This is a genomic window from Pseudomonas sp. PDM13, assembly GCF_025685765.1.
Taxonomy (GTDB): Bacteria; Pseudomonadota; Gammaproteobacteria; order Pseudomonadales; family Pseudomonadaceae; genus Metapseudomonas; species Metapseudomonas solani.
Genome location: NZ_JAOTQU010000013.1, coordinates 57,492 through 82,231, shown reverse-complemented (window position 1 = coordinate 82,231; position 24,740 = coordinate 57,492). Strand labels below are relative to the sequence as shown.

The following is a 24,740-nucleotide window of genomic DNA, read 5'->3' as shown; positions in this document are numbered from 1 at the left end:
AGTCTCCTCTCCATCGAGTCAATCCAGCGCTCCCGAGGAGACATCCATGAGCCGCACCGCAGACGTCATCGACCTCACCAGCTACCGCACCCGTCGCCAGGCGCGCCGGATGGCCGAGCTGATGTGGAGCATGTACGCCCTGCGTTCCGGCTACGCGGCCTACCAGCTCGTGCAGAGCGGCTCGCTGGATCGCTCGCGGGAGGCCTGATCGATGAGCGTACCCAGCTCATTCCTCGCCACCGACAGCCCCGCCCTCGAACTCGCCCAAGCCAACGCCAGCAACCGTGACGACGACCTGATTAGCCAGCGGGTCGGCCATAACCTGCTGCGCCTGCGCAGCAAGCGGCAGCTTTCCCTCGATGCCCTGGCGCGGCTCTCCGGCGTGAGCCGGGCGATGCTGGCGCAGATCGAATCCGGGCGCAGCGTTCCCTCCATCAAGGTGCTGTGCAAGGTGGCCCAGGGGCTCAAGGTCTCGGTCGCCGCCTTCCTCGACGACCGCGCCTTCTCCGGCGTCGCGGTGTTGCCGGCGGCGCAGAGCAAGTGCCTGGTCAGCGCCGGCGAAGGCTTCGTCAGCCGCGCGCTGTTTCCCTTCGAGGTGAAGCGCCAGGCCGAATTCTACGAAGTGCGCCTGGCCGGCCTCACCACCGAGCACGCCGAACCCCATGCCCCCGGCACCCAGGAAAACCTGGTGGTCGCCCAGGGCGTGCTGGAAGTCAGCGTCAACGACGAGCGCTACCTGCTCTCCACCGGCGACTCCATCCTCTTCTACGCCGACCAGCCCCACAGCTACCGCAACCCCGCCAACAGCGAAGCGGTGATCTACCTGGTGATGACCTACCCGGAAAGCCTGGATTAGATCGGCGCTGCCATGCGTCGCCTTGGTGGGAGCGAATTCATTCGCGATGGAATATCCGGCCATTCGCAGCCCTGTGCCTGCGACGGGTCTTTCGCGGCTGAAGCCGCTCCTACAGGGTGTGTGAGCCTGTGAGCCGGGTGCAAGCCGGTGATGGGTTTCGCTGCGCTCTACGCCATCCTACGATCCGCTCATGGCAGCGCCCCGGCATCATGCGCGAGATGAAAAAAAGCCCGGCCCAGGTTTCCCTGGCCGGGCTTTTTCATGGGCGCTGTGTCAGCAGGTGCAGCACATCATCGGCATGCCGTTGCAGCTCATCATCATCGGCATGCCGCACTCCATCATCTTCATCATCAGGGCGCAGCAGTTCTTGAACATGTCCATGCTCATGCCCTGCATCGGCATCATCTTGCACATCATGCCGTTGCCCTGCATGGTGCATTCCATCATGCATTTCATCGACGGCATGGGCATGCCCATCATCGGCATCATGGTCATTTGCGGCATGCCCATCATGGGCATCATCGCCATGCCGGCGGGGGACATGCACATCATCGACAGGTTGCCGCTGTGCATCATCATCGGCATGCCGCAATCCATCATCATCGCCATCATTTCGCAGCTGTTGCGGAACATGGCCATGTCCATGCCGGCGGCCGGCATCATGGTGCATTCCATGCAATCGTCCATCATCTTGCACGTCATGGTGGCCATCATCATCGGCATGCCCATGGGCATCATCATGCCGTTCATGTTCATGCCGGCGTTCATCGGCATCTGCATCTGCATCGCGTTCATCATGTTCAAACTCCCTGAAGCCAGAATTGTTCGGATGGGTCGAAAGGTTTCGTGGGGCCGATTCTAGGCAGCGCGGCGGGGCCAACAAGATGTGCACGGAGCAGCGATCGAGCCCGTCCCGGCAGCGCCGATGACGGTATGGCAGGGAATTTCGACGCAGGGGCGTCCATCCGTCTGTTGCAGCGAATGGATGGGGTGCGGGGAAGGCCGGATCGCCGTTATGGATATTCACTCCAGTGCTATGCAAAGAACTGAAGTGAATAATCGATCTAACCAGCCATGGTTTTTTTGCGCCGAAGCGGCGCCGGGCGCTTCAGATGCCCCAGCGCGCCGCCTTCAGGCTCTCCCCCAGCTGGTGCGGCTGCAGCCGTGCGGGGCGACGCTGGAGGATTTCCAGCAACTGCTGCAGGCCGTCCCCCAGGCGCTGGCGCAGGTCGTCGGCGAGGGTGCCGCCCTGGTCGTCGTAGCTGACCTGGGCGTCGATGGCGAAGATGCCGTGCAGCACCTGCTGCGCCTTGAGCGCGGAGAGCACCGGCTTCAGCGCATAGTCCACCGCGAGCATATGGGCCAGGCTGCCGCCGCTGGCGATGGGCAGCACCGGCTTGTCGCACAGGGCGCGTTCCGGCAGCAGGTCGAGCAGGGTCTTCAGGGCGCCGGAGAAGGACGCCTTGTACACCGGCGTGGCGATCACCAGGGCGTCTGCCGCCGCTACCGCCTCGATCAGCGCCTGCACGTCCGGGCTGTCGAAGCGCGCGTGGAGCAGGTCCTCGGCCTTGAAGTCATGGATGCCGAAATGGCGCACGCTGGCGCCATGCTCCACCAGCCAGCGCTGGCCGTGGGCGAGGATCACGCCGGAGCGCGAGCGCAGGCCGGGGCTGCCGGCGAGGGTGACGATCCGCATGCTGCGCTCCTCAGGCCGCCTGGCCGGCGGTGGGGGTGTCGTGGCCGGTCAGCTCGGTGAGCAGCTCCTCCTTGAGCTTCTGCAGCAGCGGCGAAGCACGGTCGCGCGGGTGCGGCAGGTCGACCCGGATCTCGTGCTTGATGCGCCCCGGGTGGGAGTCGAGGACGATCACCCGGTCGCCCAGGTAAAGCGCTTCCTCCACGTCGTGGGTGACCATGATCATGGTGCTGCGCTGCTGGATCCAGATGCGCTGCAGCTCGCGCTGCAGGTGCACGCGGGTCAGCGCGTCGAGGGCGCCCAGGGGCTCGTCCAGCAGCAGGATCTTCGGCTTGTTCACCAGCGCCCGGGCGATGGCCGCGCGTTGTGCCATGCCGCCGGAAAGCTGGTGCGGCCAGGCGTTCTCGAAGCCCTGCAGGTTGACCAGGGCGATGTGCTCGGCCACCAGGCGCTCCTTCTCGGCGGCGCTGAGGCGGTGGTTCTTCAGGGCCAGGGCGATGTTCTCGCGCACCGTCATCCAGGGGAACAGGCGGTGGTCCTGGAACACGATGCCGCGCTCCAGGCTGGTGGCGGCGATGCGCTGGCCGTCGAGGAGGATCTCGCCCTGGTAATCGTTCTCCAGGCCGACGATCAGCCGCAGCAGGGTGGATTTGCCGCAGCCGCTGGCGCCGACGATGCTGACGAACTCGCCGGGGGCGACCTTCAGGTCGATGCCTTCGAGCACCGGCAGGTCGCGGCCCTCGATGCGGTACTGCTTGCTCAGGCCGCGGATCTCCAGGGCGCCGGGCAGGGTCTGTTGCTGCCCCGTGGGGGCGTGCTGTGCGATTGCTGTCATGGTCATCAACCTGCGTTCAACGGGTGTTGCGCCAGCGCAGCAGATAGCGCGCCAGGCGGGAAAAGGTAAGGTTCATCAGGTAGCCGAGCAGGCCGATGCAGAGCACCGCGAGGACGATCACTTCCATGCGCGAGCCAGCCTCGGCGCTCATCATCAGGTTGCCCAGGCCGGCCCCGGAGGAGAGGAACAGCTCGCTGCCCACCGCCGTCACCCAGGCGAAGGCCAGGGCGTGCAGCAGGCCGGTGGCGATGCTCGGCAGGGCGGCCGGCAGCAGCACATGGCGGAACTGCTGCAACGGGCCCAGCTCGAAGACCCGGCCCACCTCGCGGTAGCGCTTCTCCACCTGGGTGAAGCCTTCATAGGTGTTCAGCACCATCGGGTAGAAGGCGGCCAGGGAGACGATCAACACCTTGGAGAATTCGCCGTTGCCGAACCACATGGCGATCAGCGGAATCCAGCCCAGCATCGGCACCTGGCGGATGGAGTGGAACAGCGGGCCGATGACCCGGTCGGCCACCTTCGACAGCGCCATCAGCACGCCCAGGCCCAGGCCGAACAGTACGCCGAACAGCAGCCCGCCGCTGGTGCGCGCCAGGCTGGCGAAGAGGTTGACCAGCAGCTCGCCGTTGCCCAGCAGTTCGACCAGCGCCTGGCCGATGCGGCTCAGCGGGACGAAGGCGTAGGCGTTGGCGGCGTCCTGGCGCGACAGGGCTTCCCAGCCGGCCACCAGCAGCAGCGGCAGCACCAGGCCACGCAGGCGCGGCAGCAATGAAAGGATTCGGGACATGACGGGCTCCTAGCGCGACTGCCAGCGGAACAGGCGGCGTTCCAGCAGGCGGAAAACGAAATCGAGGCTGAAGCCGATCACCCCGGTGACCAGCACGCCCACCATCACCACGTCGATGCGCAGCATCTGCCGGCCCATCTCGATCATCTGCCCCAGGCCGCTGTCGGCCGCCAGCAGCTCGGCGGCCACCAGCACCACCCAGGCGCGGGTCAGGCTGATGCGCAGGCCGGTGATGATCGGCGGCGCGGCGGCAGGGAAGGCCACCTCGCGCACCAGGGTCGGCCAGCTCAGGCGGTACACGTCCGCCACCTCGAAATAGCTGCGTGGGATGGCCTTCACCCCCTCGCTGGCGGCCAGGGCCACGGGGAAGAACGCCGCCTTGGCGACGATGACGATCTTGAAGGTCTCCTCGATGCCGAAGAACAGCACGAACATCGGGATCAGGGCGATGCTGGGGATCTGCCGCAGGCAGTGGAACAGCGGGCCGCAATAGGCCTCCACCTGCTTCGACAGCGCCATCAGCACGCCGAAGGCCAGGCCGCCGACGGCGCCGAAGCAGAAACCCAGGCCCAGGCGCGACAGGCTGCCGCCCAGGTGCTCCTGCAGCTCGCCGCTCTGCAGCAGTTCTTCGAAGGCCTGCAGCACGTGCAGCGGCGGGATCAGCAGCTGGCGCGGGAACAGGCCGGCGTTGGCCACCAGGGCCCAGAGCGCGAGCAGCGCCAGGGGCGAGATCAGCCAGGTGAGCGCACCCGGCAGGCGTTTCAGGGTCGCGGTCATGTCAGGCCTCATTCAACAGCGAGGGGGAGTTGGCCGGCGTGCGGCGCCGGGCGCGCAACCAGCAGGCGAGGGCGGTGGCCAGCACCAGGGGAATCCAGCAGAGGAACAGGTTGCCGAGCCCCACCAGGTGGCTGACCAGCCCGCCGAGCATGGCGCCGCCGAAGCCGCCGAGCATGGTGGCGAGGTTGAACAGGCCGGAGATCTTGCTCTTGTCCATGGCGTGGCTGGCCAGCTGTGCCATGTTCACCAGGTGCACCTGGGCCGCCGCGATGCTCAGCAGCACCGCGCCCAGGGCCAGTAGCCAGTAGTGGTGGGCCAGCCCCAGCAGGACCAGCGCCGCCACCGCCGCCAGCAGGCTGGAGCCATAGGCGAAGGCGCGGCCGCCGAGCTGCACCAGGCGGCCGAGGCCGAACAGGGCGAGCACCGAGGCCAGCCCCTGGATCATCACCAGGCTCACGGCCTGGCCTTGGGTCAGCCCGGCCACCTGCATGGCCAGCAACAGGATGAAGGTGCCGTAGAGGGAACCGGTGGAGGCGCTGACCGCCTCGATCAGGCAGCTTTCGCTGATCGCCGGGTTGGCCAGCATGCCGCGCACCTCGTCCAGCAGCCCGCCACCGGGTGCGCTGGCGGCGCTCTCGTCGCCGCCGTCCTCGTTCCAGAAGCCCAGGCTGTAGGCGGCCATGGCGCCGAAGCACAGGCCGATCACCACGAAGCCCAGGGTGAAGCTGCCGGTGCCGCTCAGGGCATTGCCCAGCAGCGGGCCGATCAGCCCCATGCCCAGGGTCAGCGCGCCGCGGTACCAGCCGGCCTTGGCGTGGCCGATATGGCGCAACTGGCGGAGGAAGGCGCTGTTCATCGAAACGATGCGGAAGGGGATGCACAGGCCGATCAGCAGCCGCGCCAGCGCCAGCCACCACCAACTGGCGAACACCGGGATCAGCAGGTTCAGCAGCATCGGCCCGAGGCTGGCGAGGAAGTACACCCGCCGCGCGCCGAAGCGGGCGATGACGAAGCCGGCGGGCAGGGTGACGAAGATCATCCCCAGGGACTCCATGGCGGCGATCACGCCGATCTGCATGGAGTTGGCGCCCAGCTCCAGCGCATAGAGGGTGGTGACGATCTTCGCCATGCCGATGGTGGCGCCGCTGAAGGCGGCCAGCAGCAGGAAATTGAACAGGAAGGCGGACGGGCGCTGGCTCATGGTCGCGCCCAGCATTGCGGGAACGGCGCCGTGACGGGCGAGGGTGGAACGGGTATCGGCAGCATGGGTTGGATCCTGGGCGAACAGCTGGCAGTCGGTAGCGCAAGGCGCATCGACCGCATGGGCCAGGTGACATAGCAGCATGCGTGCCGCTTTTTGATTTCAATTCAACCTATTGAATTTAAAGGAATTTATTTTGATGGGTGGCGCGATTGCGGATGCCGTGCTGCAAGGCCAGCAGCCCGGTGCTTGCGCGGTGTTGCTGGGGCAGCAGTGCAGCGACAGGGTGTTTTTTCCGGTGCGCGGCGCGGTTTATGGGGGGGAACTGTGTGGGAGCGAATTCATTCGCGAAAGGCTTACCGCCGGCTCTCGGCTCCGATTGGCTGGACACTCCATCGCGAATGAATTCGCTCCTACAGCGATGGGCGACGCCTTGGTGCTCGGGGCGAGTCCGCTTGGTGGATAAAAGAGCGTTATCCACCCTACCCGGCGGGGTAGCCCGTGCGGGCACGATGCATCAGGCGGTGTAGGGTGGACCCCGCTTCACCGGTCCACCAATCGGGGTCATGCCGGGCTCCGTTGGTGGATGAAAAAAGCGTCATCCACCCTACAGGGGCAACCGCAAGGCCTCGGGATGGGAGGGCTTTTTATGTAGGGTGGGCTTCAGCCCACCAACCCCCCGCACAAAAGCTTCGCAAGCAACGCTCGATCCTACGGTGAGGCCCTCGCTCATCAACTGTTGCTCCAGCAACACCTGACCAACAGATTGCCTGCTCCAGCAGCCATGAAGTGTTGGACAAAAACTCTATCTGATTGAATTTAAAGGAAATAAAAATCAGGCACGGCTTGTGCTTTGTCTCTTTGCAAGCAAGGTCGCGGGTGTTCGCGATCCAACAGCACGAGCAGAGAGCCATGTCCCAAGACGTCATTTCCGCCCCCTATGCCCTGGGCATTCCGGACGCCCACATCATCCGCAGCGATGCCGAGGCCATCGAGGTCGCCCATCGCGTGGCGGCCTTCCTGCTGGAGGGCGATGCCGAGCGCGACCGCACCCGCGAGGTGCCGCCGGAGGTGGTGGATGTGTTCTCCAACAGCGGCCTCTGGGGTATCACCGTGCCCAAGGTGTTCGGTGGCGCCGAGGTGAGCTACGCGACCCTGGCCGAGGTGATCGCCATCATCTCCGCCGCCGACGCCTCCCTCGGGCAGATTCCGCAGAACCACTACTGCCTGCTGGAAGACATCCGCCTGCAGGGCACCTATGAGCAGAAGCGCGTGTTCTTCGGCCTGGTGCTGAAGGGCAACCGCTTCGCCAATGCCCTGTCGGAAACCGGCGGCAAGAACGTGCAGGACATCCAGACGCGCATCCGCCGCGACGGCGACGCCCATGTGATCAACGGCCGCAAGGGCTACTGCACCGGCTCGCTCTACGCCCACTGGCTGGCGGTGCTGGCCGTGGACGAAGAGGAAAAGGGCCAGCTGGCCTTCGTCCAGCGCGGCAGCGAGGGGCTGGTGGTGGTGGACGACTGGTCCAGCATCGGCCAGCGCAACACCTCCAGCGGCACGGTGCTGGCGCAGAACCTGCGGGTGCCGGCCGAACACCTGTTCCCCACCTACCGCTCCTACGAGAGCCCGACCCTGGCCGGGCCCTTCGCCCAGATCACCACCGCTGCCATCGACGCCGGCATCGCCCGCGCCGCCCTGCGCGACACCCTGAGCTTCGTCCGCGAGCACGCGCGCCCCTGGATCGACGCCGGGGTGGACAAGGCCAGCGAAGACCCGCTCACCCTCATCCAGATCGGCAACCTGGGCATCCGCCTGGAGGCCGCCGAAGCCCTGCTGGAACGCGCCGGCAAGGTGATGGACGCCGCGCGCCCGGCGCCGGACGAAGACAACGTCGCCCTGGCCTCCATCGCCGTGGCCAAGGCCAAGGTGCTGACCACCGAGATCGCCATCGAGGCCGCCAACCGCCTGTTCGAGCTGGGTGGCACCCGTTCCACCCTGCAGCAGCACAACCACGACCGCCACTGGCGCAACGCCCGGGTGCACACCCTGCACGACCCAGTGCGCTGGAAGTACCACATCGTCGGCAACTGGCTGCTCAACGGCGTCAAGCCGCCGCGTCACGACTGGTCCTGAGGCGCGCGCCATGAGCAAGCAGATCCGCCTCAACGCCTTCGCCATGAACACCGTCGGCCACCTGTCCCCGGGGCTCTGGCGCCACCCGCGCGACCAGGCGCGGCGCTACACCGACATCCACTACTGGATCGAGCTGGCGCGCACCCTGGAGCGCGGCAAGATCGACGGCCTGTTCATCGCCGACGTGCTGGGCGTCTACGACGTCTACCACGGTGGCCCCGAGCACGCCCTGACGCACGCCGCCCAGGTGCCGGCCAACGACCCGCTGCAACTGGTGCCGGCCATGGCCGCAGCCACCGAGCACCTGGGTTTCGGCGTCACCGCCTCGGTGTCCTTCGAGCACCCGTACCCCTTCGCCCGGCGCATGAGCACCCTGGATCACCTGACCCGCGGCCGCGCCGGCTGGAACATCGTCACCTCCTACCTGGAGAGCGGCGCACGCAACATCGGCCTCAAGCAGCAGCTCGACCACGCGCAGCGCTACGCCCTGGCCGCCGAGTACCTGGAGGTCTGCTACAAGCTCTGGGAAGCCAGCTGGGAAGATGACGCGGTGGTCGCCGATGCCGAGCGCGGCGTCTATGCCGACCCGGCCAAGGTGCACCCCATCGCCCACAAGGGCGAGCACTTCGAGGTGCCCGGTTTCCACCTCAGCGAACCCTCGCCGCAGCGCACCCCGGTGCTCTACCAGGCCGGCGCCTCCAGCCGTGGCAAGGCCTTCGCCGCCGGCAACGCCGAGTGCGTGTTCGTCGCCGCGCCCACCCGCCACATCCTCCGCAACCAGGTCGCCGACCTGCGCCGCCAGGCCGAGGCCAACGGCCGCAAGGGCAGCGACCTGCTGGTGTTCAACCAGCTCACGGTGATCGTCGCGCCCACCGACGCCGAGGCCCAGGCCAAGCTGCGCGAATACCGCGAGTACGCCAGCCACGACGGCGCGCTGACCCTGATGTCCGGCTGGACCGGCATCGACTTCGGCCAGTACGCGCCGGACCAGGTGCTACGCCAGGTCGAGAGCAACGCCATCCAGTCGGCGGTGGACGCCTTCACCGCCGCCGACCCGAGCCGCACCTGGACCACCGCCGAGATCGCCGACTACTGCGCCCTGGGCGGCGACGGCCCGCTGCTGGTGGGCTCGCCGCAACGGGTCGCCGACGAGCTCCAGGCCTGGGTCGAGGAAACCGACGTCGACGGCTTCAACCTCTCCAGCATCGTGGCGCCGGAAACCTTCGTCGACATCGTCGACCTGCTGGTGCCCGAGCTGCAGGCGCGCGGCCTGTCAAGCGCGAGTACGAAACCGGCAGCCTGCGCCACAAGCTGTTCGGCCAGGGTGACCGCCTCGCCGAACCGCACCCGGCGGCGCGCCTGCGCAGAAGGGGCGGGGCATGAACGAACTGCTCGCCAACCTCGACTGGGTGGAGATCGGCCAGGCCTGCATCGACACCCTGACCATGCTCGCCCTGGCCCTCGGCTTCACCGTGCTGCTGGGCCTGCCCCTGGGCGTGCTGCTGTACCTCACCGGCAAGAAGCAGCTGCACGAGAAGCCCGGCTTCTACCGCCTCGCCTCGGCCCTGGTGAACATGCTGCGTTCGCTGCCCTTCATCATCCTGCTGATCGTGATGATCCCGCTGACCACGCTGCTCACCGGCACCTCCCTCGGCGTCGCCGGGGCCATTCCGCCGCTGGTGGCCGGTTGCACGCCGTTCTTCGGGCGCCTGGTGGAAACCGCCCTGCGCGAAGTCGACCGCGGCCTGGTGGAGGCCACCCAGTCCATGGGCGCCAGCACCTGGCAGATCATCTGGCACACCCTGCTGCCCGAGGCCCGCACCGGGCTGATCGCCGCCGTCACCGTCACCGCCATCGTGCTGGTGGATTACACCGCCATGGCCGGGGTGATCGGTGGCGGTGGCCTCGGCGACCTGGCCATCCGCTTCGGCTACCAGCGTTTCCAGACCGACGTGATGGTGGTCACCGTGGCCCTGCTGGTGGTGCTGGTGCAGGCCCTGCAGATGAGCGGCGACCGCCTGGTGGTGCGCTACAGCCGCCGTTGAATCCCTATCCCGCCGGCAGCCGGGCACCGCTGCCGAACACGGCCCCACGTCCGCCCCACGACGGCCAACCCCACATTGCCCCAGGAGCAACACCCATGAAAAAGGCTATCGCCGTACTGGCCGCCGTCGTCGCTTTCTCCGCCCAGGCGGGCGAAAAACTGGTGGTGGGCGCCACCCCCGTGCCCCACGCGGAAATCCTCGAATTCGTCAAACCCACCCTGGCCAAGGAAGGGGTCGACCTGGACATCAAGGTGTTCACCGACTTCATCCAGCCCAATGTGCAGCTGGCGGAGAAGAACCTCGACGCCAACTACTACCAGTACCGCCCGTTCCTCGATGAATTCAACAAGAGCCGCCACACCGACCTGGTGCCGGTGGTGGGCATCCACATCGAACCCTTCGGCGCCTACTCCACCAAGATCAAGACGCTCGGCGAGCTGAAGGACGGCGCCTCGGTGGCCATCCCCAACGACCCGGTCAACACCGGCCGCGCCCTGGTGCTGCTGCACGAGGCGGGGCTGATCACGCTCAAGGACCCGAGCAACACCCTGGCCACCCAGCGCGACATCGCCGAGAACCCGAAGAAGCTGAAGATCCGCGAGCTCGAGGGCGCGCTGCTGGCCCGCTCGGTGAGCCAGGTGGACCTCGCCTTCGTCTTCGCCAACTACGCCCTGGAAGCCGGCATCGACACCAACAGCGCGCTGATCGTCGAGAAGGGCAAGGACCTCTACGCCGAATTCCTCGTCGCCCGTCCCGACAACCGCGAGGACCCGGGCGTGCAGAAGCTGGCCAAGGCGCTGAACTCGCCGGAGGTCCGCCAGTTCATCCTCTCCCGCTACAAGGGCCAGATCGCCCCGGCGTTCTGACTCACCGGCCCCGTGAAGCCGGCCCTTCGGGGCCAGCGGCGCGGGGCGCAATCCGCAACCTAAGGCCACATGCATGACTAACGAAACCGAACCCAAGGTTCTTCGTGATGAAGCGCCGCCGCTACTCCCGGCGGCGCTGATCGAGAACGATGCCCAGGCCCTGCTCGCCGCCCACGAAGTGGCGAAACTGGCCAAGGAAGGGGCTGCACACCGTGACCGCGAACGCCTGCTGCCCTGGCGCGAGCTGGAACGCTTCACCCGGCTCGGCCTGGGCGGCATCCGCATCCCGCGCGCCTATGGCGGCGCCGAGGTGTCCCATGTCACCCTTGCCGAGGTGTTCCGCATCATCTGCGCGGCCGACCCGGCGCTGGGGCAGATCCCGCAGAATCAGTTCGGCCTGCTCAGCGTCATCGAGTACGTCGGCAGCGAGGAACAGAAGCGCAAGGTCTTCGCCGGCATCCTCGAAGGGCGCCGCCTGGCCAACGCCGGGCCCGAGCGCAACACCAAGCACACCCTGGAGATCAAGGCGCGCATCACCCGGGGCGACGCCGGCCTTGAGGTGAGCGGCGAGAAGTTCTATTCCACCGGCGCGCTGTTCGCCCACTGGGTGGCGGTCAAGGCCATCGACGACAGCGGTGTCGGCGTGCTCTCCCTGGTGGAGCGCGGGGTGCCGGGGCTGGCGATAGTCGACGACTGGTCCGGCTTCGGCCAGCGCACCACCGCCAGCGGCACCGTGCTGCTGGACCGCGCCCCCGTGGCCGACGACCTGGTGTTCCACAACGGCCGCCTGGCCGAGGTGCCGAGCATCCAGGGCGCGCTGTCGCAGCTGATCCAGGCGGCCATCGATGCCGGCATCGCCGAGGCCGCCATCGACGACGCCATCGCCTTCATCCGCGAGCGCTCGCGGCCCTGGGTCGACGCCGGCGTCGAGCGCGCCAGCGAAGAGCTCTACACCATTGCCGAGATCGGCCGCCTGAAGGTCGAGCTGAACGCCGCCAACGCGCTGCTGGAACGCGCCGGGCAGGTACTCGACGAGATCGCCGCCGCGCCCATCGACGCCGCGGCCGCCGCCCGCGCCTCCATCGCCGTCGCCGAGGCCAAGGTGCTGACCACCGAGATCAGCCTGCTGGCCAGCGAGAAGCTGTTCGAGCTGGCCGGCAGCCGCGCCACCCTCGCCGAGTTCAACCTCGACCGCCACTGGCGCAACGCCCGGGTGCACACCCTGCACGACCCGGTGCGCTGGAAGGTCCACGCCGTCGGCAACTACCACCTCAATGGCGCCTTCCCGGCGCGTCATTCCTGGATATGAGGCAGCGCCCATGACCCTCCTGCAACCGCAACAGGGCCCGGCGGTGGCCATCATCCGCGACGACGCCGAGGCGCTGGCCGTGGCCCGGCAACTGGCCGAGGTATTCCGCAGCGGCGCTGCCGAGCGCGACCGCGAGCGGCGCCTGCCCCATGCCGAACTCGACACCTTCAGCCGCTCCGGCCTGTGGGGCATCACCGTGCCCCGCGAGTTCGGTGGCGCCGGGGTGTCCCGCGTCACCCTGGCCCGGGTGGTGGCGATCATCTGCGCCGCCGACAGCTCCATCGGGCAGATTCCGCAGAACCATTTCTACGCCCTCGAAGTGCTGCGGGTGAACGGCAGCGAGGCCCAGCAACGGCGCCTGTTCGCCGCCGCCCTGGCCGGCGAGCGCTTCGGCAACGCCCTGGCGGAAATCGGCACGCGCACCTCCAACGACCGCACCACCAGGCTGGTTGGCGACGGCGATGATTTCCGCATCCAGGGCCGCAAGTTCTACTGCACCGGTGCGCTCTATGCCCAGCGCGTGCCGACCCTGGCCATAGGCGAGGACGGCCACCAGCACTTCGCCTTCGTCGAGCGCGATGCACCGGGGCTGGAGATCGTCGACGACTGGTCCGGTTTCGGCCAGCGCACCACCGGCAGCGGCACCGCGATCTTCGACGACGTGCCGGTGGCGGCGGAGGACGTGGTGTCGTTCCAGGCCGCCTTCGAGCGCCCGACCACGGTCGGCCCCTTCGCCCAGATCCTCCACGCCGCCATCGACGCCGGCATCGCCCGCGAAGCCTATGAAGACGCCCTGGCGTTCGTACGCACCCGCTCGCGGCCGTGGATCGACGCCGGGGTGGACAAGGCCAGCGACGACCCGCTGGCGATCCACGAATTCGGCCGCCTGGCCATCCGCCTGCATGCCGCCGAGGCCATCCTCGACCGCGCCGGGCGCATCCTCGACGCCGCCACGGCGGAGCCCACGGTGGAGAGCGTCGCCGCCGCCTCCATCGCCGTCGCCGAGGCCCGCGCGCTGACCACCGAGGTGTCGCTCAGCGCCGGCAGCAAGCTGCTGGAACTGGCCGGCACCCGCGCCACCCTGGCCGAGCACAACCTCGACCGCCACTGGCGCAATGCCCGGGTGCACACCCTGCACGACCCGGTGCGCTGGAAGTACCACGCGGTGGGCAACTACTACCTCAACGAGGTGCTGCCACCGCGGCGGGGGACGATCTGATGGCGCGCAAGCAGATCCTCCTCAACGCCTTCAACATGAACTGCGTGGGGCACATCAACCACGGCCTCTGGACCCACCCGCGCGACCGCTCCAGCGACTACCGCAAGCTGGCCTACTGGACGGAGCTGGCGCAGCTGCTGGAGCGCGGCCTGTTCGACGGGCTGTTCCTGGCGGACATCGTCGGCGTCTACGACGTCTACCAGGGCAACGTCGACCTGACCCTCAAGGAGAGCATCCAGCTGCCGGTCAACGACCCGCTGCTGCTGGTCTCCGCCATGGCCGGGGTGACCCGCCACCTGGGCTTCGGCCTCACCGCCAACCTCAGCTACGACGCGCCCTACCTGTTCGCCCGGCGCATGAGCACGCTGGACCACCTCAGCGACGGCCGCGTGGGCTGGAACATCGTCACCGGCTACCTCGAAAGCGCGGCGCGGGCCATGGGCCTGACCCAGCAGGTGGAGCACGACCGCCGCTACGACCAGGCCGACGAGTACCTGGAGGTGCTCTACAAGCTCTGGCAGGGCAGCTGGGAGGAGGGCGCGGTGCTCGGCGACCGCCAGCGGCGCGTCTATGCGCAGCCGGAGAAGGTGCACAAGGTCCACCACCACGGCGAGTTCTACGACGTCGAGGGCTACCACCTCTGCGAGCCCTCGCCGCAGCGCACGCCGGTGCTGTTCCAGGCCGGCTCCTCGGCGCGCGGCCTGCGCTTCGCCGGCGAGCATGCCGAGTGCGTGTTCATCAGCGGCAACAACCGCGAGGCCACCCGCGCCCAGGTGGACAAGGTGCGCGCTGCCGCCCAGGCCGCCGGTCGTGATCCGCAGGCGGTGAAGGTGTTCATGGGCATCAGCGTGATCGTCGCGCCCACCGAGGCCGAGGCCCGCGCCAAGCACGCCGAGTACCTGGCCTATGCCAGCGCCGAGGCGGGCGTCGCCCACTTCGCCAGTTCCACCGGCATCGACTTCGCCGAGTACGGCCTGGACGAGCCCATCCGCCCGGTGAAGACCAATGCCATCGAATCGGCCACCAACAAGCTGCGCGAGAACAGCCTGACCCGCCGCCAGCTCCTGGAGCAGCACGCCCTGGGCGGCCGCTACATCCTCCTGGTGGGCTCGCCGACCCAGGTGGCCGACGAACTGCTGGCCTGGATCGACGAGACCGGGCTCGACGGCTTCAACCTCACCCGCATCGTCACCCCCGAGAGCTACGCCGACTTCATCGACCTGGTGATCCCCGCGCTGCAGGCCCGCGGCGCCTACAAGACCGCGTATGCCGAAGGCACCCTGCGCCACAAGCTGTTCGGCGCGGGTAACCACCTGCCCGCTGACCATCGGGGCACCCATGTTGGGGCGAATTCATTCGCCCAGCAGGCCGCAGGCCTGCCCCACGGTGCCCCCGGGAGCGCTACGCGCTCCTTGGCGACTGAAGTCGCCCCTACACAGTGATTCCCCATTACCCAAGGATAGAAACCATGCCCAGACACAGCCTCAAGACCCTCACCCTCGGCCTGCTCCTGGCCACCGGCATCGCCCAGGCCGCCGAGCAGACCCTGAAGGTGGGCACTACCGCCGCCTTCGCCCCTCCCCTGGAAGTGGCGGTGGAAGAAGCCGCCAAGCAGGGCCTCAAGGTGGAGCTGGTGGAGTTCACCGACTGGAACACGCCGAACATCACCCTGGCCCACGGCGACATCGACGTGAACTACTTCCAGCACACGCCCTTCCTGGAGAACGCCAACAAGGAAAGCGGCTTCGCCCTCAAGGCCTTCGCGCCCGGGGTGATCAACAACGTCGGCCTCTACTCGACCAAGTACAAGGCCATCGCCGACCTGCCCGAAGGCGCCAAGGTGGCCATCGCCAACGACCCCATCAACGGCGGTCGCGGCCTGCAACTGCTGCAGAAGGCCGGCCTGCTCAAGCTCAAGGACGGCGTGGGCTACAAGGCGACCCTGGACGACATCATCGACAACCCCAAGCACATCGACATCATCGAGCTGGAAGCCGTGCAACTGGTGCGCGCCCTGGACGACGTCGACCTGGCCCAGGGCTACCCGCACTACATCCGCCTGGCCGGCACCCTCGACCCCAACAGCGCGCTGCTCTTCGACGGCATCGAGAACAAGGAATACATCATCCAGTTCGTCACCCGTGGCGATTACCAGGACGACGGCCGCCTGGCCAAGTTCGTGGATGTGTACCAGCACTCGCCGCAGGTGCGCGCCGCCTTGGATAAGGCGCACGGAAGCTTGTACCAGCCCGGCTGGCAGTGACGCCCCGGAGGCGCCATGCGGCGTTGCGGGAACCGCGAAATCCAATCACATGGAGCACCCATGCTCATGAATTTCACGAACCCGCGCCTTGCCTGACACCACCTGGACCATCCCTGGATCGGTGTTGTTGATTTTTGTAGGGGCGAATTCATTCGCCCCTACAGCGGGCTCCTGTTTTCGGGCTTTAAACATATTTTCGAGAGGCCCTTATGGTCAGTTTCAACCGCACTATCAGCCTGGACCTGCCGCACATCCGCCTGCAGGGGCTGGGCAAGGCCTACCAGGGCAACCAGGGGCCGGTGCAGGCGTTGCAGGGCATCGACCTGGAGATCCGCCGGGGCGAGGTGTTCGGCATCATCGGCCGCAGCGGCGCCGGCAAGTCGTCGCTGATCCGCACCCTCAACCGCCTGGAGAAGCCCTCGGTGGGCCAGGTGGTGATAGACGAGGAAGACATCGGCGTCTTTGACGAGAAGCAGCTGGTGCTGCTGCGCCGGCGCGTCGGCATGATCTTCCAGCACTTCAACCTGATGTCGGCCAAGACCGTCTGGCACAACGTCGCCCTGCCGCTGAAGGTGGCGGGCGTGGCCAAGGCCGATATCGAGCGCAAGGTCGGCGAGCTGCTGGCCCTGGTCGGCCTGTCGGAAAAGCGTGATGCCTACCCGGCGCAGCTTTCCGGCGGGCAGAAGCAGCGCGTCGGCATCGCCCGGGCGCTGGTGCACCAGCCGGAGATCCTGCTCTGCGACGAGGCCACCTCGGCGCTGGACCCGGAGAGCACTCAGTCGATCCTGGCGCTGCTGCGCGACATCAACAAACGCCTGGGCCTGACCATCGTGCTGATCACCCACGAGATGGGCGTGATCCGCGAAATCTGCGACCGTGTGGTGGTGCTGGAACGCGGCCGGGTGGTGGAGCAGGGCGAGGTGTGGCGGGTGTTCGGTGACCCGCAGCACGAAGTCACCCGCACCCTGCTGGGCACCCTGCGCCACGAGCTGCCGGACGACCTGCAAGGCCGCCTGGCCAGCGAGCCGGTGCCCGGCGGCGACCTGCTGCTGGACCTGCACTTCACCGGCGCCAGCGGCCGCGAGCCGGACCTGCTGGCCATCACCCAGGCCCTGGGCACGCGGGTGAGCCTGCTGCACGGCGGCATCGACCGCATCCAGGGCCGCGCCCAGGGGCACCTGCTGGTGCGCATCAGCGATGTGGGGCAGGGCGGTGCCTGGGTGCTGGAGCAGGCCCACGGCCTGGCGGACAAGGCGGAGGTGCTCGGCTATGTCGCCCATGCTTGACCGCCTGCTGCAGGGCATCCTCGACACGCTGCTGATGATCGGCGCCTCGTCGCTGATCGTGTTCCTGGTGGGCATCCCCCTGGCGTTGGTGCTGGTCACCACGGGCCCGGGCGGGATCTTCGAGGCGCGTGCGCTCAACCGCTCGCTGGGCAGCGTGGTCAACGTGCTGCGCTCGATCCCCTTCCTGATCCTGATGGTGGCGCTGATCCCCTTCACCCGACTGATCGTCGGCACCAGCTACGGCGTCTGGGCCGCGGTGGTGCCGCTGACCATCGCCGCCACGCCCTTCTTCGCGCGCATCGCCGAGGTGAGCCTGCGCGAGGTGGATTTCGGCCTGGTGGAAGCGGCCCAGGCGATGGGTTGCCAGCGCCGCCACATCATCTGGAACGTGCTGCTGCCCGAGGCGCGCCCGGGCATCGTCGGCGGCTTCACCATCACCCTGGTGACCATGATCAACTCCTCGGCCATGGCCGGCGCCATTGGCGCGGGCGGGCTGGGCGACCTGGCGTATCGCTACGGCTACCAGCGCTTCGACACGCAGATCATGCTCACGGTGATCATCCTGCTGGTGGTGCTGGTGACCCTGATCCAGTTTGGCGGTGATCGCCTGGCGCGGCTGCTCAACAAGCGCTAGAAAAACTAACTGCGTTGCCGCTGCGGCGTTGAAAACGGCCTCAAAATGCTCATTTACCCGCGTAAACTGCGCTTTTTCGGCCGTTTTCGCCTTGCATCGGCTGCCTCGTCTACGTTTTTCAATGCCTTGTTAAGTGGGCGAAGGCTCCTCGGGCGTGTCGGGGACCTCGCGCTTCACGTAGCGATGGGCGCCGCAGCGTGTGCAGCGTTGACAGAGCATGGGCTCGGCGCCCACGTCGGTTTCGTGTCCTTCGGTCCAGCTGCATCCGAACAGAAAGCAATGGAGTCGCATGTAACCTCCCGGGGCTCGCCCCGATCAACCAGGCAGGGGTTGGGGTGCAGTGCATGCGCCTTGTTGTTGTGCGTGTCGGCCAGGGGAGCATCCGCGCTGCGGTCTAGAACGGACAACCTAAATTGCCGGCGGCGGGCGATCCGCCATTTCAGGGTGTTGCGCATCAGCGCTTCCTCTCGCGGTCCAGCAGGCCTTCCAGCCAGTCGATGAAGGCCCGCACGCGGCGGGGCAGGTGGCGGTGGGCGTAGAGCAGGTTGAGCGCCAGGGGCGGCGCCGGGTAGCCGGGCAGCAGCTCCACCAGGGCGCCGCTGGCCAGGTGCTCGCGCAGGCCCATGCGCGGCGCCTGGATCAGCCCCAGGCCGCCGAGGCAGGCGCCCTCGTAGGCATCGGCGTTGTTCACCGTGAGGTTGCCGGCCATGGGCACCTGGTGGACCTTGCCGCCCATCAGGTACTCGAAACCGTCGGGCCGCGCGCCGAGCACCGGCAGGTAGTGCACCAGGCGGTGCCGGGCGAGGTCGTCGAGGCTGTGCGGCGTGCCGTGGCGGGCCAGGTACTCGGGGCTCGCGCAGTTGACCATGGGCATGGCGCCGAGGGAGCGCGCCACCAGGGTCTCGTCCACCAGGTTGCCGGCGCGCAGCACGCAGTCGAAGCCCTCGCGCACCAGGTCGACGCGGCGGTCGGTGCCGCTCAGCTCCAGCTCCAGGCCCGGGTGGGCGTCGAGGAATTCCCCCAGGTGCGGCATCACCAACTGGCGGGCGATGCGGCTGGGCATGTCCACCCGCAGGCGCCCGGCGAGCACTTCGCCGTCCTGGCGGAACATGCCTTCCAGCTCGTCCATCTGCGCCAGCAGCGCCTTGCTACGCTCATACAGCGCCAGGCCATCCTGGGTCGCCTGCACCTTGCGTGTGGTGCGTTGCAGCAGGCGCGCGCCCAGCAACTGCTCCAGCGCCTGCACCTGCTCGGAGACGCTGGAGCGGGGCAGGCCGAGGCTTTCCCCGGCCTGGGTGAAGCTGGACAGCTCGGTGACCCGGGCGAAGGTACGCAACAGCTCGAGCTTGTTCATGGCCCGTTCCCGTTTGTTCGGTTGAGGCGATCAGTATTTCCGATTTCGCGGCGTTTATCAGCATCCGGCCGGACAATAAGCTGGCTCCACTTCCAACCCATGAGGAGCTCCACCATGACCCGCAAGATCGCACTCATCACCGGCGCCAGCCGTGGCCTCGGCAAGAACGCCGCCCTGCACCTGGCGGCCCAGGGCGTCGACATCATCGGCACCTACCACAGCAAGGCCGACGAAGCCCAGGCCGTGGCCCGCGAAGTGGAACGCCTCGGTGGCCGCGCCCGCATGCTGCGCCTGGACGTGAGCGACAGCACGGGCTTCGGCGCCTTCGCCGCCCAGGTGAGCGAGACCCTGCTGCAGGAGTTCGGCCGCGAGACCTTCGACTTCCTGGTGAACAACGCCGGCATCGGCATCCACGCCAGCTGCGCCGAAACCACCGAGGAGCAGTTCGACACCCTGGTGAACATCCAGCTCAAGGGGCCGTTCTTCCTCACCCAGAAACTGCTGCCGGTGCTGGCCGACGGCGGCCGCATCATCAACATCTCCACCGGGCTGGCGCGCTTCTCCCTGCCGGGCTACGGCGCCTACGCGGCGATGAAGGGCGGCATCGAGGTGTGGACCCGCTACCTGGCCAAGGAGCTGGGCCCGCGCGGCATCACCGTCAACGTGCTGGCCCCCGGCGCCATCGAGACCGACTTCGGCGGCGGCGTGGTGCGCGACAACAGCCAGGTCAACGACTTCATCGCCGGCAACACCGCCCTGGGCCGCGTCGGCCTGCCGGACGACATCGGCGGCGCTATCGCCATGCTCCTCTCCGACGGCGGCCGCTGGGTCACCGGCCAGCGCATCGAAGCCTCGGGCGGCATGTTCCTCTGATCGCCCCGCCGGGCGGGTGAAACCCGCGTGGCCCGATGCACGGCAGCGTCGGGCCCGACCTGCAGGCCCGGAGGGAGGCTTGGTGGGAGCGAATTCATTCGCGATCGAAGATCAACGGCTGCGTTTCTGGACACCCGGGCGGCGGTCACAGGCAAGTCCGCGCCGGGCATCCTGCCTATGGTGGCCGCTCGATTCCGCCAAGCATGGAGCTCACATGTCCGATTTCATCACCGTCCTGCGCGAAACCTGCCCCGTCCCCGTGGTCGACGCCACCAAGTGGAAGCGCATCGGCGGCGACCCGCACACGGTCAACCTCAACGCCTACCTCTCGGCCGACGGCAGCAAGATCATGGGCACCTGGATCTGCACCCCCGGCAAATTCGAGGTGAACTACGAGAAGTGGGAGTTCTGCCACTTCCTCGAGGGCTACTGCATCATCACCCCGGAAGGCGAAGCGCCGGTGCACCTGCGCGGCGGCGACGTCTTCGTCATCGAGCCCGGCATGAAGGGCACCTGGGAAGTGGTGGAGACGGTGCGCAAGTACTTCGTCTTCGCCTGATCGTCAAACCGGCCTCGCCCCGTACTTCCCCGGAGCACCCGTAGGAGCGAGCTCTGCTCGCGAAGCGCTTCGGGGTGGCTCGTACAAGGGGCGGGTGGGCTTCAACCCACAGTTCTCCGTTCAACCAAACGGGCCACGTACCCCAACAAAAACCGGCCGCTGTGTACTCACGCAGCGGCCGGTTTTCTTTTCGCGGGGCGGCTCAGGCGGCGATGCTGAGCTGGCTACCGACGCGGGCCTCGTAAGTGCCGGCGCTGCTTTCGTACTGCTTGAGCAGGGCGGCGGCCAGGCGCGCGTAGACGTCATCGCTGCCGGCGCTGGTGCTGCTGGTGTCGCTGTCGCTTCGGCTGCCGCTCTGGCCGAACAGGCTGCTCAGCTCGTCCTGGCTGATGCTGCCGTTGCCATCGGCATCCAGGGAGCTGAACAGTTCTTCGCTGTCGCCACCGAAGCCGGCGACTGGCGGCGGGGGAGGCGGCGGGGCGAGGGCGGCGGTTTCATCGATGCTGAGGCTGCCGTCACCGTTGGCATCGAGGCTGGCGAACAGCTCGCTGCTGTCGATGCCGCTGTCGTCGCCCAGGGCGCTGGTCAGCTCGCTCTGGTCGATGGCGCCATTGCCGTCGGCATCCAGTTCGGCGAACAGGTCCTCGGGGTTGGGGCCGCCGTGCGGGGGCGGTGGGGGCGGGGTGAGGGCGGCGGTCTCGTCGAGGTCGATGGAGCCGTCGCTGTTGGCATCCAGCTGGGCGAACAGCTCATCGATATCGATGGTGATGCCGCTGTCGCTTTCCTTGGCGTTGGCCAGCGCGGTGCTCAGCTCGTCCTTGGCTACGCTGCCGTCGCCGTTGCTGTCCAGCAGGCTGAACAGCTTTTCCTGCAGTTTCGATTGCCCCGAAGCGCAGCCGCCACTGCTGCTACTGCTGCTACTGCTGCTGGCGGTGCTTTTCGAGGAGAGCGCCGAGCTGTAGCTGCTGTAGCTGCTATAGCCCGAGTAACCACTGACGCCACTGATCATGGGAGTCACTCCTGTGCGTGATGGCAAGGCCGGAGTGGGTTCTCCGGTTCTCGCAGGTTCAGGCGCAAGCGTGTCGGGGGTTTATGCGCTTTGTATCAGCGTGGAGACGGGGTCAGGCGCGGGGGATGGTGAGGGTGGCCAGCAGGCCGCCGCCGGGGTTGTCCCCCAGCACCAGGTCGCCGCCCTGGCGTCGGGCGGCCTCGCGGGCGATGGTCAGGCCCAGGCCGACGCCGCCGGAGCTGCGGTTGCGCGAGCCTTCGAGGCGGAAGAACGGCTCGAACACCGCTTCGCGTTGCTCGAGGGCGATGCCGGGGCCACGGTCGCTGACGTGGATGCGCACCTCGGTGGGGCCGTCTTCGAGGCGAACCAGCGCATGGCCGGCGTAGCGCAGGGCGTTCTCCACCAGGTTGCTGACGCAGGAGCGCAGCGCCATGGGTTGGGCCCGCAGCGGCGCGCACTGGCCTTCGGCACGCACATCGGCGCCACGGTCCTGGGCGTCCTCGGCCATGGATTCCACCAGGGCCTGGAGGTCGAACAGCTGCAGCGCCTCGTCGGCGCGCTGCTGGTGCAGGTAGCTGAGGGTGGCGTCGAGCATGGCGACCATTTCCCCCAGGTCCTGGTCCATGCGGCTGCGCAGCTGGGCATCCGGCACCTGCTCCACGCGCAGCTTGACCCGGGCGATGGGGGTGCGCAGGTCGTGGGAGACGGCGGCGAGCATGCGGCTGCGCTGGGCCACCTGTTCGCGGATGCGCTGCTGCATCAGGTTGAAGGCGTGGGCAGCCTGGCGCACCTCGCGCGGGCCGCGTTCATCCAGGGGCGGGGCCTGGAGGTTTTCGCTGAGGCGGTCGGCGGCGCTGGCCAGGCGCTGGATGGGCCGCGACAGCACGCGGGCGCCGTACCAGGCGGCGACGATCAGGGTCAGCAGCTGGAAGGTCAGCGGCACCAGGGGGCCACCGAAAAGCGGGCGCGGTGGCGGCGGCTGGCCGGGGCGCGGGCCATCGGCGGCAAGGGGCGGGCCGGGCTGGGGCTGCGGCGGCGGGCTGCCGTATTGCTGGAACCAGAGGAAGGCCAGCAGGTGGGCGAGGACGATGGCGGCCAGGAAGATGCCGAACAGGCGTGCGAACAGCGTGTCGGCCTGGCGCATCAGCCAATCTCCCTCGCGTCGAACAGGTAGCCCTCGCCGCGTACGGTCTTGATCAGGCGTGGGGATTTGGGGTCATCGCCGAGCTTCTGCCGCAGGCGCGAGACGAGCAGGTCGATGCTGCGGTCGAAGGCTTCGATGGAGCGGCCCCGGGCGGCGTCGAGCAGCTGTTCGCGGCTGAGCACCCGGCGCGGGCGTTCGAGGAACACCCAGAGCAGGCGGAACTCGGCGTTGGACAGCGGCACCACCAGGCCTTCGGGGGATTGCAGCTGGCGCAGCACGCCGTTCAGGCGCCAGGCGTCGAAGCGGATGCTCGCGCGCTGGTCGGCCCGCAGGCCTTCGCGGTCGTCGCGCACGCGGCGCAGGATGGTCTGGATGCGCGCCACCAGCTCACGGGGCTCGAAGGGCTTGGCCATGTAGTCGTCGGCGCCCAGTTCCAGGCCGATGATGCGGTCGGTGGGCTCGCAACGGGCGGTGAGCATGAGGATCGGGATATCGGACTCGCCGCGCAGCCAGCGGCACAGGGAGAGGCCGTCTTCGCCGGGCAGCATCAGGTCCAGCACCACCACGTCGAAGGGGGCATTGGCCAGTGCCTCGCGCATCGCCTCGCCATCGTCGACGCCCACGGCCTCGATATTGAAGCGGGCGAGGTAGTCGCAGAGCAGGTCGCGGATCGGCACGTCGTCGTCCACCAGCAGGGCGCGGGTGTTCCAGCGGCGGTTGTCGGCGGGGGCGGGGGTTTGGTTGTGCATGGGTGTTCTTGCCATCTGGCGGGTTCACCGGGCCGGTGGACCACTGTGCTTCGCGTCTGGCGGCGGGGCGTCGAGCGGCGGGCCGTCGGCATCCATCGGGCGCATGCTACTCCGCCGTCCTGCTGCCGGCCATCGCGGCGAGAGGCTCGCCCATGGCGGTGTCGCCAGCGTGTCGGCTTTGTATCGGGCTCGATACAAAGGCGCGGCGTTCATCTCGGAAAGGGCGCTCGCGACCCGGGGAAGGGCCATGGCTGCTTTCCCGGGCTGGATGGGTTACTTATGTCGCGCCGCGCTCGGATGCGCTTCCCCCACAGGAGTTGTCATGCAGATTTCCACCACCCTGCTCGCCGGTTTCTGGGGCTGGCTGGCCGCCAGCAGCCTGTTGCTCGGTGCCGCCATCGGCTTCTGGGTGTCCCTGCCCAAGGCGGTCACCGCCTCGGTGATGGCCTATGGCAGCGGGGTGCTGATCGCCGCGCTGTGCTTCGGCCAGATCCCCGAGGCCGAGCGCCTCGGCGGGATGGGGCCGACCCTGGCGGGCATGCTCGCCGGCGGCGCGCTGTTCGTCCTCGCCAGCCAACTGCTGGACCGCTGGGAGGTGCGCCATCGCCAGCGCAGCGGCGGCACAGGCTCCATGGTGGCGCTGCTGATCGCGGTGGGCGCCTTCCTCGATGGCATTCCCGAGTCCCTGGGGCTCGGCCTGGGCCTGCTGGATGGCGGCCAGGTGAGCCTGCTGATGCTGGTGGCGATCTTCCTGTCCAACCTGCCGGAGGGCCTGGCCAGCGCCGCCGGGCTGCGCGAGGAGAAGCGCAGCGGCCTGTTCGTGTTCGGCCTGTGGGGTGTCATCGTGCTGCTCTCGGGCCTGGCGGCCATGGCCGGCCCGGGGCTGATGAGCGACCTGCCGCCGGCCTGGCTGGGCTTCGCCCTGGCGTTCTCCGCCGGTGCGGTGCTGTGCATGCTGGTGGACACGCTGATCCCCGAGGCCTTCGAATGCACCCACGCCTGGACCGGGCTGATTACCCTGGCCGGCTTCATGACCGCCTTCGCCCTCGATCACCTGGCGTGAGCGCGGGCGATCACCGGGGCAGCGGCGGGCGCGGGCTTCCGCTACAATGCGCGCCGTTTTCGACTTGCCAGAGAGCCCGCCC

At 68.0% G+C, this 24,740-nt stretch carries 25 protein-coding genes and 1 pseudogene; 15 read left to right on the top strand and 11 right to left on the bottom strand.

Annotation, left to right across the window (positions count from 1 at the left end):
• Positions 1 to 46: 46 nt before the first annotated feature.
• Together OEJ36_RS15215 and OEJ36_RS15210 are read left to right on the top strand one after the other, a co-directional pair.
• Positions 47 to 208: a hypothetical protein gene (locus OEJ36_RS15215; RefSeq protein ID WP_263402196.1), complete on the top strand. Its 162-nt coding sequence runs from the start codon at positions 47 to 49 to the stop codon at positions 206 to 208.
• Between the two features lie 3 nt (positions 209 to 211).
• Complete coding sequence (locus tag OEJ36_RS15210; RefSeq protein WP_263402195.1) at positions 212 to 856, top strand: helix-turn-helix domain-containing protein; 645 nt, start codon at positions 212 to 214, stop codon at positions 854 to 856.
• Between the two features lie 273 nt (positions 857 to 1,129).
• Here the strand turns inward: OEJ36_RS15210 and OEJ36_RS15205 are convergent, their stop codons facing one another.
• The 6 genes from OEJ36_RS15205 to OEJ36_RS15180 form a co-directional block, all read right to left on the bottom strand.
• Positions 1,130 to 1,654, bottom strand: a complete 525-nt coding sequence (locus OEJ36_RS15205) for a hypothetical protein (RefSeq protein ID WP_263402194.1) — start codon at positions 1,652 to 1,654, stop codon at positions 1,130 to 1,132.
• A 310-nt stretch (positions 1,655 to 1,964) separates the two neighbouring features.
• A complete protein-coding gene (gene ssuE / locus OEJ36_RS15200; protein WP_263402193.1) occupies positions 1,965 to 2,552 on the bottom strand; it encodes an NADPH-dependent FMN reductase in 588 nt (195 codons plus the stop codon).
• Between the two features lie 10 nt (positions 2,553 to 2,562).
• Positions 2,563 to 3,384 (bottom strand): ABC transporter ATP-binding protein, encoded by an 822-nt coding sequence (locus tag OEJ36_RS15195; RefSeq protein ID WP_263402192.1) that lies wholly within the window; start codon positions 3,382 to 3,384, stop codon positions 2,563 to 2,565.
• Between the two features lie 16 nt (positions 3,385 to 3,400).
• A complete protein-coding gene (locus tag OEJ36_RS15190) occupies positions 3,401 to 4,171 on the bottom strand; it encodes an ABC transporter permease (protein WP_263402191.1) in 771 nt (256 codons plus the stop codon).
• Positions 4,172 to 4,180: 9 nt separating this feature from the next.
• Positions 4,181 to 4,948: an ABC transporter permease gene (locus OEJ36_RS15185; RefSeq protein WP_263402190.1), complete on the bottom strand. Its 768-nt coding sequence runs from the start codon at positions 4,946 to 4,948 to the stop codon at positions 4,181 to 4,183.
• 1 nt (position 4,949) lies between these two features.
• Positions 4,950 to 6,293 (bottom strand): MFS transporter, encoded by a 1,344-nt coding sequence (locus tag OEJ36_RS15180; RefSeq protein WP_263402189.1) that lies wholly within the window; start codon positions 6,291 to 6,293, stop codon positions 4,950 to 4,952.
• Positions 6,294 to 7,061: 768 nt separating this feature from the next.
• Between OEJ36_RS15180 and OEJ36_RS15175 the strand changes: the two genes are divergently transcribed.
• The 10 genes and pseudogenes from OEJ36_RS15175 (at position 7,062) to OEJ36_RS15130 (ending at position 17,907) form a co-directional block, all read left to right on the top strand.
• Positions 7,062 to 8,285, top strand: coding sequence for an SfnB family sulfur acquisition oxidoreductase (locus tag OEJ36_RS15175; RefSeq protein ID WP_263402188.1), 1,224 nt, complete (start codon positions 7,062 to 7,064; stop codon positions 8,283 to 8,285).
• Positions 8,286 to 8,295: 10 nt separating this feature from the next.
• A pseudogene (locus OEJ36_RS15170) lies at positions 8,296 to 9,668 on the top strand (LLM class flavin-dependent oxidoreductase).
• Positions 9,665 to 10,330, top strand: a complete 666-nt coding sequence (locus tag OEJ36_RS15165) for a methionine ABC transporter permease (RefSeq protein ID WP_111264397.1) — start codon at positions 9,665 to 9,667, stop codon at positions 10,328 to 10,330. The pseudogene OEJ36_RS15170 and the gene OEJ36_RS15165 overlap by 4 nt, the downstream one beginning before the upstream one ends.
• A gap of 95 nt (positions 10,331 to 10,425) precedes the next feature.
• Positions 10,426 to 11,196 carry a MetQ/NlpA family ABC transporter substrate-binding protein gene (locus OEJ36_RS15160; protein WP_263402187.1) on the top strand — a complete coding sequence of 257 codons (771 nt, stop codon included), beginning with the start codon at positions 10,426 to 10,428 and terminating at the stop codon, positions 11,194 to 11,196.
• Positions 11,197 to 11,269: 73 nt separating this feature from the next.
• The gene (locus OEJ36_RS15155; RefSeq protein ID WP_263402186.1) at positions 11,270 to 12,505 is read left to right on the top strand and encodes an SfnB family sulfur acquisition oxidoreductase; all 1,236 of its coding nucleotides are present in this window, start codon (positions 11,270 to 11,272) and stop codon (positions 12,503 to 12,505) included.
• A gap of 10 nt (positions 12,506 to 12,515) precedes the next feature.
• On the top strand, positions 12,516 to 13,724 hold the full coding sequence (locus OEJ36_RS15150) for an SfnB family sulfur acquisition oxidoreductase (protein ID WP_263402185.1): 1,209 nt from the start codon (positions 12,516 to 12,518) through the stop codon (positions 13,722 to 13,724).
• Positions 13,724 to 15,166 carry an LLM class flavin-dependent oxidoreductase gene (locus OEJ36_RS15145; RefSeq protein WP_263402184.1) on the top strand — a complete coding sequence of 481 codons (1,443 nt, stop codon included), beginning with the start codon at positions 13,724 to 13,726 and terminating at the stop codon, positions 15,164 to 15,166. The genes OEJ36_RS15150 and OEJ36_RS15145 overlap by 1 nt, the downstream gene beginning before the upstream one ends.
• 26 nt (positions 15,167 to 15,192) lie before the next feature.
• Positions 15,193 to 15,987 (top strand): MetQ/NlpA family ABC transporter substrate-binding protein, encoded by a 795-nt coding sequence (locus OEJ36_RS15140; protein WP_263402183.1) that lies wholly within the window; start codon positions 15,193 to 15,195, stop codon positions 15,985 to 15,987.
• Positions 15,988 to 16,196: 209 nt separating this feature from the next.
• Complete coding sequence (locus OEJ36_RS15135) at positions 16,197 to 17,273, top strand: methionine ABC transporter ATP-binding protein (protein WP_263402182.1); 1,077 nt, start codon at positions 16,197 to 16,199, stop codon at positions 17,271 to 17,273.
• The gene (locus OEJ36_RS15130) at positions 17,257 to 17,907 is read left to right on the top strand and encodes a methionine ABC transporter permease (protein WP_021222800.1); all 651 of its coding nucleotides are present in this window, start codon (positions 17,257 to 17,259) and stop codon (positions 17,905 to 17,907) included. The genes OEJ36_RS15135 and OEJ36_RS15130 overlap by 17 nt, the downstream gene beginning before the upstream one ends.
• Before the next feature lie 129 nt (positions 17,908 to 18,036).
• Here OEJ36_RS15130 and OEJ36_RS30460 read toward each other — a convergent pair whose 3' ends face one another.
• Together OEJ36_RS30460 and OEJ36_RS15125 are read right to left on the bottom strand one after the other, a co-directional pair.
• A complete protein-coding gene (locus OEJ36_RS30460; RefSeq protein WP_305888072.1) occupies positions 18,037 to 18,198 on the bottom strand; it encodes a PSPA7_2676 family Cys-rich small protein in 162 nt (53 codons plus the stop codon).
• A gap of 163 nt (positions 18,199 to 18,361) precedes the next feature.
• Complete coding sequence (locus tag OEJ36_RS15125; RefSeq protein ID WP_263402181.1) at positions 18,362 to 19,261, bottom strand: LysR family transcriptional regulator; 900 nt, start codon at positions 19,259 to 19,261, stop codon at positions 18,362 to 18,364.
• A 114-nt stretch (positions 19,262 to 19,375) separates the two neighbouring features.
• On the opposite strand from OEJ36_RS15125, the gene OEJ36_RS15120 reads away from it, so the two are divergent.
• On the top strand, positions 19,376 to 20,134 hold the full coding sequence (locus OEJ36_RS15120) for an SDR family NAD(P)-dependent oxidoreductase (protein WP_263402180.1): 759 nt from the start codon (positions 19,376 to 19,378) through the stop codon (positions 20,132 to 20,134).
• A 214-nt stretch (positions 20,135 to 20,348) separates the two neighbouring features.
• The gene (locus OEJ36_RS15115) at positions 20,349 to 20,693 is read left to right on the top strand and encodes a cupin domain-containing protein (protein WP_021222797.1); all 345 of its coding nucleotides are present in this window, start codon (positions 20,349 to 20,351) and stop codon (positions 20,691 to 20,693) included.
• Positions 20,694 to 20,895: 202 nt separating this feature from the next.
• Here OEJ36_RS15115 and OEJ36_RS15110 read toward each other — a convergent pair whose 3' ends face one another.
• From OEJ36_RS15110 to OEJ36_RS15100, 3 genes are all read right to left on the bottom strand, one after another.
• Entirely contained in the window at positions 20,896 to 21,702 is an 807-nt protein-coding gene (locus OEJ36_RS15110; RefSeq protein WP_263402179.1) for an EF-hand domain-containing protein, read from the bottom strand.
• A 112-nt stretch (positions 21,703 to 21,814) separates the two neighbouring features.
• The gene (locus tag OEJ36_RS15105; protein WP_263402260.1) at positions 21,815 to 22,849 is read right to left on the bottom strand and encodes an ATP-binding protein; all 1,035 of its coding nucleotides are present in this window, start codon (positions 22,847 to 22,849) and stop codon (positions 21,815 to 21,817) included.
• On the bottom strand, positions 22,846 to 23,610 hold the full coding sequence (locus tag OEJ36_RS15100; protein ID WP_374981558.1) for a response regulator: 765 nt from the start codon (positions 23,608 to 23,610) through the stop codon (positions 22,846 to 22,848). The genes OEJ36_RS15105 and OEJ36_RS15100 overlap by 4 nt, the downstream gene beginning before the upstream one ends.
• 307 nt (positions 23,611 to 23,917) lie before the next feature.
• Between OEJ36_RS15100 and OEJ36_RS15095 the strand changes: the two genes are divergently transcribed.
• Complete coding sequence (locus OEJ36_RS15095) at positions 23,918 to 24,658, top strand: ZIP family metal transporter (protein WP_263402177.1); 741 nt, start codon at positions 23,918 to 23,920, stop codon at positions 24,656 to 24,658.
• Positions 24,659 to 24,740 lie beyond the last annotated feature (82 nt).

What these genes read in the sequence shown, in the direction of transcription:
- OEJ36_RS15195 (WP_263402192.1), bottom strand. Translation starts at nt 3,384, where the DNA reads ATGACAGCAATCGCACAGCACGCCCCCACGGGGCAGCAACAGACCCTG.
- OEJ36_RS15175 (WP_263402188.1), top strand. Translation starts at nt 7,062, where the DNA reads ATGTCCCAAGACGTCATTTCCGCCCCCTATGCCCTGGGCATTCCGGAC.
- OEJ36_RS15185 (WP_263402190.1), bottom strand. Translation starts at nt 4,948, where the DNA reads ATGACCGCGACCCTGAAACGCCTGCCGGGTGCGCTCACCTGGCTGATC.
- OEJ36_RS15095 (WP_263402177.1), top strand. Translation starts at nt 23,918, where the DNA reads ATGCAGATTTCCACCACCCTGCTCGCCGGTTTCTGGGGCTGGCTGGCC.
- OEJ36_RS15155 (WP_263402186.1), top strand. Translation starts at nt 11,270, where the DNA reads ATGACTAACGAAACCGAACCCAAGGTTCTTCGTGATGAAGCGCCGCCG.
- OEJ36_RS15205 (WP_263402194.1), bottom strand. Translation starts at nt 1,654, where the DNA reads ATGATGAACGCGATGCAGATGCAGATGCCGATGAACGCCGGCATGAAC.
- OEJ36_RS15110 (WP_263402179.1), bottom strand. Translation starts at nt 21,702, where the DNA reads ATGATCAGTGGCGTCAGTGGTTACTCGGGCTATAGCAGCTACAGCAGC.
- OEJ36_RS30460 (WP_305888072.1), bottom strand. Translation starts at nt 18,198, where the DNA reads ATGCGACTCCATTGCTTTCTGTTCGGATGCAGCTGGACCGAAGGACAC.
- OEJ36_RS15165 (WP_111264397.1), top strand. Translation starts at nt 9,665, where the DNA reads ATGAACGAACTGCTCGCCAACCTCGACTGGGTGGAGATCGGCCAGGCC.
- ssuE (WP_263402193.1), bottom strand. Translation starts at nt 2,552, where the DNA reads ATGCGGATCGTCACCCTCGCCGGCAGCCCCGGCCTGCGCTCGCGCTCC.
- OEJ36_RS15125 (WP_263402181.1), bottom strand. Translation starts at nt 19,261, where the DNA reads ATGAACAAGCTCGAGCTGTTGCGTACCTTCGCCCGGGTCACCGAGCTG.
- OEJ36_RS15115 (WP_021222797.1), top strand. Translation starts at nt 20,349, where the DNA reads ATGTCCGATTTCATCACCGTCCTGCGCGAAACCTGCCCCGTCCCCGTG.
- OEJ36_RS15130 (WP_021222800.1), top strand. Translation starts at nt 17,257, where the DNA reads ATGTCGCCCATGCTTGACCGCCTGCTGCAGGGCATCCTCGACACGCTG.
- OEJ36_RS15150 (WP_263402185.1), top strand. Translation starts at nt 12,516, where the DNA reads ATGACCCTCCTGCAACCGCAACAGGGCCCGGCGGTGGCCATCATCCGC.
- OEJ36_RS15140 (WP_263402183.1), top strand. Translation starts at nt 15,193, where the DNA reads ATGCCCAGACACAGCCTCAAGACCCTCACCCTCGGCCTGCTCCTGGCC.
- OEJ36_RS15145 (WP_263402184.1), top strand. Translation starts at nt 13,724, where the DNA reads ATGGCGCGCAAGCAGATCCTCCTCAACGCCTTCAACATGAACTGCGTG.
- OEJ36_RS15210 (WP_263402195.1), top strand. Translation starts at nt 212, where the DNA reads ATGAGCGTACCCAGCTCATTCCTCGCCACCGACAGCCCCGCCCTCGAA.
- OEJ36_RS15180 (WP_263402189.1), bottom strand. Translation starts at nt 6,293, where the DNA reads ATGCTGCTATGTCACCTGGCCCATGCGGTCGATGCGCCTTGCGCTACC.
- OEJ36_RS15160 (WP_263402187.1), top strand. Translation starts at nt 10,426, where the DNA reads ATGAAAAAGGCTATCGCCGTACTGGCCGCCGTCGTCGCTTTCTCCGCC.
- OEJ36_RS15215 (WP_263402196.1), top strand. Translation starts at nt 47, where the DNA reads ATGAGCCGCACCGCAGACGTCATCGACCTCACCAGCTACCGCACCCGT.
- OEJ36_RS15120 (WP_263402180.1), top strand. Translation starts at nt 19,376, where the DNA reads ATGACCCGCAAGATCGCACTCATCACCGGCGCCAGCCGTGGCCTCGGC.
- OEJ36_RS15135 (WP_263402182.1), top strand. Translation starts at nt 16,197, where the DNA reads ATGGTCAGTTTCAACCGCACTATCAGCCTGGACCTGCCGCACATCCGC.
- OEJ36_RS15100 (WP_374981558.1), bottom strand. Translation starts at nt 23,610, where the DNA reads ATGGCAAGAACACCCATGCACAACCAAACCCCCGCCCCCGCCGACAAC.
- OEJ36_RS15190 (WP_263402191.1), bottom strand. Translation starts at nt 4,171, where the DNA reads ATGTCCCGAATCCTTTCATTGCTGCCGCGCCTGCGTGGCCTGGTGCTG.